At 68.9% G+C, this 6303-nt stretch carries 8 protein-coding genes; all 8 read left to right on the top strand.

Annotated elements, in window-relative coordinates:
• The coding region (locus tag GXW76_RS18550) for a thioredoxin family protein (protein ID WP_211863585.1) at positions 1 to 377 on the top strand (377 nt) is incomplete at its 5' end.
• A gap of 3 nt (positions 378 to 380) precedes the next feature.
• Positions 381 to 566, top strand: a complete 186-nt coding sequence (locus GXW76_RS18545; RefSeq protein ID WP_211863584.1) for a hypothetical protein — start codon at positions 381 to 383, stop codon at positions 564 to 566.
• 297 nt (positions 567 to 863) lie between these two features.
• Positions 864 to 1757 (top strand): cytochrome c oxidase subunit II, encoded by an 894-nt coding sequence (gene coxB / locus GXW76_RS18540; RefSeq protein ID WP_211863583.1) that lies wholly within the window; start codon positions 864 to 866, stop codon positions 1755 to 1757.
• A gap of 23 nt (positions 1758 to 1780) precedes the next feature.
• A complete protein-coding gene (ctaD, locus tag GXW76_RS18535) occupies positions 1781 to 3376 on the top strand; it encodes a cytochrome c oxidase subunit I (protein WP_211863582.1) in 1596 nt (531 codons plus the stop codon).
• Positions 3377 to 3399: 23 nt separating this feature from the next.
• Positions 3400 to 4359, top strand: coding sequence for a heme o synthase (locus GXW76_RS18530; RefSeq protein ID WP_211863581.1), 960 nt, complete (start codon positions 3400 to 3402; stop codon positions 4357 to 4359).
• Positions 4356 to 4484 carry a hypothetical protein gene (locus GXW76_RS26035; protein ID WP_272876100.1) on the top strand — a complete coding sequence of 43 codons (129 nt, stop codon included), beginning with the start codon at positions 4356 to 4358 and terminating at the stop codon, positions 4482 to 4484. Before GXW76_RS18530 ends, GXW76_RS26035 begins: the two co-directional genes overlap by 4 nt.
• A gap of 38 nt (positions 4485 to 4522) precedes the next feature.
• Positions 4523 to 5140: a cytochrome c oxidase assembly protein gene (locus GXW76_RS18525; protein WP_211863580.1), complete on the top strand. Its 618-nt coding sequence runs from the start codon at positions 4523 to 4525 to the stop codon at positions 5138 to 5140.
• A gap of 240 nt (positions 5141 to 5380) precedes the next feature.
• Positions 5381 to 6232, top strand: a complete 852-nt coding sequence (locus GXW76_RS18520; protein WP_211863579.1) for a cytochrome c oxidase subunit 3 — start codon at positions 5381 to 5383, stop codon at positions 6230 to 6232.
• Positions 6233 to 6303 lie beyond the last annotated feature (71 nt).

Genomic DNA, 6303 nt, shown 5'->3' with positions numbered 1-6303 from the left:
GCATCGCCGCCGCCCCGGCCGCCGCCGCCGAGCCCGGCCCGGGCGCCGAGGCCTGGTCCGAATCGCGCGTCGCCGCCCTGCGCGCCGAGGGCCACGCCGTCTTCGTCAATGCGACCGCCGCCTGGTGCATCACCTGCCAGGTGAACGAACGCGTCGCCCTGCGCAGCGAGGCCGTCCGCGCCGCCTTCGCCGCCCGCAGCGTCGCCTACCTCAAGGCCGACTGGACGGGCGGCGATCCGGCGATCGGCGCCCTGCTGCGCGCCCATGGGCGGGACGGGGTGCCGCTCTACCTCCTCTATCCGGCAGGCGGTGGCGCGCCTGAGGTGCTGCCGCAGATCCTGACCGAGGGCATCGTCCTGCGCGCCCTCGGCGGCTGATCGATGGACCCCGTCTCGCGCATCCTGGTCCAGGCGGCGATCTGGTTCCGCCGGCCGCCGTCGCGCGCGCATGTCGCGGTGATCCTGGTGGCGGTCGCGGCGGCCTTCGCGGTGGTCGGGGTCGAGCGCTGGCTCGGCTGGCCGGGCTGGGCGCGGACCGACCGTTCCGTGGTCGTCATCCCGCGCTGACGGCGCGCGCGACCCCGGTGGGATGCGCGCGCAACGGGACGGCAACGGGAAGCGCCATGAACGGGGGTGGCAACGGCCTTCCCGATCCAGGCGTGCGGACCGTTCCGCTGGCGCAGGATTGCTGGGCTCCGGGGGGTGCTCACTTGTGCGGTGCGGGGTGCCGCGACTATGGTCCGCGCGCGGCGCGCTTCCGAGACGGGGGGCGGCGTGCGCGTGCCGTGCCCGGCGTGGCGGCCGGCGGGCGCGAGAAGCGATGATTTCTTGGGGCTGCGCGGCCGACGCGCACGGGGAATGGTGATGCGGGTGAGCGACGGGAAGCGCTTCGGGGGTGCGATGGGCGGCCTTGCCGCCATGGTCGCGGCGATGGCGGCGGCGCCGGCACGGGCCGAGGGCATGGTCGGCATGCCGCATGCCTGGGGCATGGGGCTGCAGGAAGCGGCCGGGCCGATCAAGGAGGCCATCCACGACTTCAACACGCTGGTGTTCAGCATCATCGTGGCCATCACGATCCTGGTGATGCTGCTGCTGGCCTGGTGCGTGTGGCGCTATCGCGCCGAGGCGAATCCGAACCCGTCCACCACCAGCCACCACACGCTGCTGGAAGTGGCCTGGACGGTGGTGCCCGTGCTCATCCTCGTGGTGATCGCGATCCCGTCCTTCCGGCTGATCTACTACCAGGACCGCACGCCGAACGCCGACATCACGATCAGCGTGCAGGGGCGCCAGTGGTACTGGAACTACACCTACCCGGACCACGGCAACTTCAACTTCGACAGCTACCCGATCGCCGAGAGCGATCTGCCGGCTGACCAGCGCCACCTCTACCGCCTCGCGGTGGACAACGAGCTGGTGATCCCGGTCGGCGCCAATGTGCGCGTGATCACGACCGGCTACGACGTGATCCATTCCTTCTTCGTGCCGGCGCTTGGCATCCAGAGGTACACGATCCCGGGCCGCGCGCTCGAGACGTGGATGCGTGCCGACCGCGAGGGCGTGTTCTACGGCCAGTGCAACCAGATCTGCGGGACCAACCACTGGTTCATGCCGATCGCGGTGCGCGCCGTGAGCCGCACCGAATTCGACACCTGGGTGGCCCAGGCGCGTACGCGCTTCGCGCGCGCCGACGAGCCGGCGGCGCCGGCCGTGGCCGCCGCCCAGGGCACCGTGCAGATCGCTCAGGCGCGCGACTGAGTCGCGGCCGAAAGGGACAGACGATGGCGACCGCAACCGACGCGCATCACGACGACCACCACGACCACAAGCCCGGCTTCGTGCGCCGCTGGCTGTTCTCGACGAACCACAAGGACATCGGGACGCTCTACATCATGTTCTCCGTGTTCGCGGCGCTGATCGGCGTCGGGATCTCGGTGCTCATGCGGATGGAGCTCCAGCAGCCGGGGATGCAGATCTTCGCCGATGGGCAGATGTGGAACGCGATGGTCTCGGCGCACGGCCTGATCATGGTGTTCTTCGTGGTCATGCCCGCGCTGATCGGCGGGTTCGGCAACTGGTTCGTGCCGCTCATGATCGGCGCGCCGGACATGGCCTTCCCGCGCATGAACAACATCAGCTTCTGGCTGCTGGTACCGGCCTTCATGCTGATGGTCGCCTCGATGTTCATCGGCGAGGGGCCGGGCGCGGGCTGGACGATCTATCCGCCGCTGTCGAGCAACCAGTTCCATCCCTCCATGGCGATGGACCTGGGCCTGTTCGCGCTGCACCTCGCGGGCGCGTCCTCGATCCTGGGCGCGGTGAACTTCATCACCACCATCCTGAACATGCGCGCGCCGGGCATGACGCTGCACAAGATGCCGCTGTTCGTGTGGTCGATGCTCGTCACCGCCTTCCTGCTGCTGGTCGCGGTGCCGGTGCTGGCGGGTGCCATCACCATGCTGATCACCGACCGCAACTTCGGCACGGCCTTCTTCAAGCCGGAAGGCGGCGGCGACCCGGTGCTGTTCCAGCACCTGTTCTGGTTCTTCGGTCACCCCGAAGTCTACATCATGATCCTGCCGGGCTTCGGCATCGTCAGCCACGTGATCTCGACCTTCAGCCGCAAGCCGGTCTTCGGCTACCTCGGCATGGCCTATGCCATGGTGGCGATCGGCTTCGTCGGCTTCATCGTGTGGGCGCACCACATGTTCCAGTCGGGCATCGACGTGGACACGCGCGCCTACTTCATGGCCGCGACGATGGTCATCGCCGTGCCGACGGGCATCAAGATCTTCTCCTGGATCGCCACCATGTGGGGCGGGTCCATCGACCTGAAGACGCCGATGCTGTTCTCCATCGGCTTCATCTTCCTGTTCACGGTGGGCGGCGTGACCGGCGTGGTGCTGGCCAATGCCCCGCTGACGCAGATCCTGCACAACACCTACTACGTGGTGGCGCACTTCCACTACGTGCTCAGCCTGGGTGCGGTGTTCACCATCTATGCCGGCTTCTACTATTGGATCGGCAAGATGACGGGTAAGCAGTACCCCGAGTTCTGGGGGAAGGTGCACTTCTGGCTCACCTTCATCGGCGTGAACCTGACCTTCTTCCCGATGCACTTCTCGGGCAACCAGGGCATGCCGCGCCGCTATCCGGACTACCCGGAGGCGCTGACGGCCTGGAACTTCGTCGCTTCCGTGGGGTCCTACATCTCGGCCGCGTCGTTCCTGCTGTTCCTCTACGTGGTGTGGCTGACCTTCCGTTCGACCGAGAAGGTGCCGGCCAACCAGTGGGGCGCCGGCGCGACCACGCTCGAGTGGCAGGTTCCCTCGCCGCCGCCGTTCCACACCTTCGACGAACTGCCGCGCGTCCGGTAGGGCGAGCGGTCAACGGAGGGACCATGAGCGACACCGCCATGGAAAGGGGACAGGGGGGCGCAGCCCCCCTTCCTGCTTCCGCCGATATGTCTGAGGTCCGCGACTGGATCGCGCTGCTGAAGCCGCGGGTGATGACGCTCGTGGTCTTCTCCGGCCTGGTCGGCCTGCTGGTGGCACCGGGCGCGGGGTCCATGCACCCCGTGCTGGCGATGACGGCCATCCTCTGCATCGCAGTGGCCGCCGGTGCCGCCGGCGCGATCAACATGTGGTACGACCGCGACATCGACGCGGTCATGCGCCGGACGGCCAAGCGGCCCATCCCCGACGGCCGCATCGCGCCGAGGGCGGCACTCGTCTTCGGCGTCTGGCTCGCGGTCGCCTCGGTCACCGTCATGTGGATGGCGACGAATGTCGCGGCGGCGGTGGTGCTTGCGCTGTCCATCGCCTTCTACGTCTTCGTCTACACCATGTGGCTGAAGCGGCGGACGCCGCAGAACATCGTCATCGGCGGCGCCGCCGGCGCCTTCCCGCCGGTGATCGGCTGGGCGGCGGTGACCGGCGACGTCACGTTGGTGCCGCTCCTCCTCTTCGCCATCATCTTCGTCTGGACGCCGCCGCATTTCTGGGCGCTGGCGCTATGGGCGCACGATGACTACGCGCGCGCCGGCGTGCCGATGCTGCCGGTGACCGCCGGGGCGCGGGAGACGCGCCGCCAGATCATGATCTATACCGTGGTGCTCGCCCCGCTCGGCCTCGCGCCCTGGATCGTCGGCTTCTCGGGCCCGGCCTATGCCGGGGTCGCGGTGCTGCTCGGGCTGCTGTTCCTCCGCCATGCCTATGCGGTGCTGCGGGATGCGCAGGACGAGGCCGGCCGCAGCCTGACCAGGGATGCGCCCGCCAAGGCATGCTTCCGCTTCTCGCTGACCTATCTCGCCACCCTCTTCGCCGCCCTGGCGATCGACCGACTGCTGCTCGTGCCGTGACGCCCGAACAACGCGCGGTCTTCGAGAAGCGGCGGCGCGGCCGCAACATTGCCCTGCTCGTGGTGCTTCTGGCGCTTGTCGTGCTGATCTACTTCGTCGGCATGGCGCGGATCCTGCGCGGCTGAACCTTGCGCGAAGCCACTGCGAGGCGCAGATGAGGCCCATGGACAGGACGCGGCATGAGGCGCTCCGGCGCCGCAACAGGCGGTTGGGGATCGGCTTCGCCGCGGTGGCGGCGGGGATGGTCGGCGTGTCCTTCGCCGCGGTGCCGCTCTACGACCTGTTCTGCCGCGTCACCGGCTACAACGGCACGGTGCAGCGTGGCCTGGCGGCACCCGGGGCGACCGACGGCACCATCACCGTGCGCTTCGCCGCGCAGACCGACCGTGGCTTGCCCTGGCGCTTCCAGCCCGACCAGGCCGCCATGAACGTGCGGTTGGGGGAGGAAGGGCTCGCCTTCTACTCCGCCGCCAACCAGGCGGAGACGCCGGTCACCGGCATCTCGGTCTACAACGTGACGCCGGAGAAGGTCGGCCGCTACTTCCACAAGGTCGCCTGCTTCTGCTTCGACGAGCAGACCCTGGCCGCCGGGCAGCGGGTGGACATGCCGGTTTCCTTCTGGGTCGATCCGCGCATCGCCGAGGACCCCAATACGCGGGACGTCACCACCATCACGCTGTCCTACACCTTCTTCCGCACGATCGAGGACGCGCAGCGTGCCGGCTCGCTGGCCAACGCCGGGCCGCATGTCGGCCGCGCCGGTGCGGCCCGGGCCAACTGACACCCTCCGCACCGGGGTTCGATCCTGGCGCGGCCGGTTTCGCGCGGCCCGACGCCGCGGGCGCGTGGCGTTTGGTCCCTTGCGCGGCCGGCGCCAGCGTGGCGCCCTGGTTGCACCCACGGTCCAAGGCGCTTCTTTCGCCCGCCCGGGCTTGATCCGACAGGCGTTTTCGGGATTGATGCGCGGCGATGCGCGGGGCCCAGCCGGCCTGTCCGCGCGCCCTTAGGTCCAGGAATTACGATGGCCAGCACCACTGAAGCGCACGGCAACGGCGCATCGCCCTACAAGCACCCGTACCACCTGGTGGATCCCTCGCCGTGGCCGCTGGTTGGCGCCTTCGGCGGCGGCGCGCTCGTCCTCGGCATCGTGCTCTGGGCCCATTCGGGTATCAGCTGGGTGTTCTGGCTCGGCGTGCTGATGACGCTCTCCACCATGTTCTTCTGGTGGCGCGACGTGGTGAAGGAGAGCGGGACGCCCGGCCTGCACTCGCCGATCGTGCGCATCGGCCTGCGCTACGGCATGACGCTGTTCATCGCGTCCGAGGTGATGTTCTTCGTCGCCTTCTTCTGGGCCTATTTCCATTTCGCGCTGTATCCGGAGCACGTCTCGGGCGCCGCCGCCCCGGCGATCTGGCCGCCGCGCGGCATCCTCACCTTCGACCCGTGGGGCCTGCCCTTCCTGAACACCATGATCCTGCTGCTCTCGGGCTGCACGGTGACCTGGGCGCATGCGGCGCTGATCCAGAACGACCGCAAGTCGCTGATCACGGGCCTGACGCTGACGGTGCTGCTGGGCGTCACCTTCACCAGCCTGCAGGCCTGGGAATACTCGATGTCGCCGTTCCCCTTCGCGGGCGGGGGCATCTATTCCTCGGTGTTCTTCCTCGCCACCGGCTTCCACGGCTTCCACGTGATCGTCGGCACCTGCTTCCTTTTCGTCTGCCTGATCCGCGCCACCCGCGGCCACTTCACGCCGGAGAAGCACTTCGGCTTCGAGGCCGCGGCCTGGTACTGGCACTTCGTCGACGTGGTGTGGATGTTCCTCTTCATCTGCATCTACTGGTGGGGCGCGGGCGAGATCGCGCATCACTGACCGCGCGTGCCGCGGGCGCTGGGCGGGCCATGTCCTCGGCGCTCGGACCCGGCGCTGCCGGCGGATGGGAG

Source organism: Neoroseomonas soli (assembly GCF_018129065.1).
GTDB lineage: Bacteria > Pseudomonadota > Alphaproteobacteria > Acetobacterales > Acetobacteraceae > Neoroseomonas > Neoroseomonas soli.
The sequence above is the reverse complement of the archived record's forward strand: the minus strand, read 5'-3'. Positions and strand labels throughout refer to the sequence as shown.

What these genes read in the sequence shown, in the direction of transcription:
- GXW76_RS18530 (WP_211863581.1), top strand. Translation starts at nt 3,400, where the DNA reads ATGAGCGACACCGCCATGGAAAGGGGACAGGGGGGCGCAGCCCCCCTT.
- GXW76_RS18545 (WP_211863584.1), top strand. Translation starts at nt 381, where the DNA reads ATGGACCCCGTCTCGCGCATCCTGGTCCAGGCGGCGATCTGGTTCCGC.
- ctaD (WP_211863582.1), top strand. Translation starts at nt 1,781, where the DNA reads ATGGCGACCGCAACCGACGCGCATCACGACGACCACCACGACCACAAG.
- coxB (WP_211863583.1), top strand. Translation starts at nt 864, where the DNA reads ATGCGGGTGAGCGACGGGAAGCGCTTCGGGGGTGCGATGGGCGGCCTT.
- GXW76_RS18520 (WP_211863579.1), top strand. Translation starts at nt 5,381, where the DNA reads ATGGCCAGCACCACTGAAGCGCACGGCAACGGCGCATCGCCCTACAAG.
- GXW76_RS18525 (WP_211863580.1), top strand. Translation starts at nt 4,523, where the DNA reads ATGGACAGGACGCGGCATGAGGCGCTCCGGCGCCGCAACAGGCGGTTG.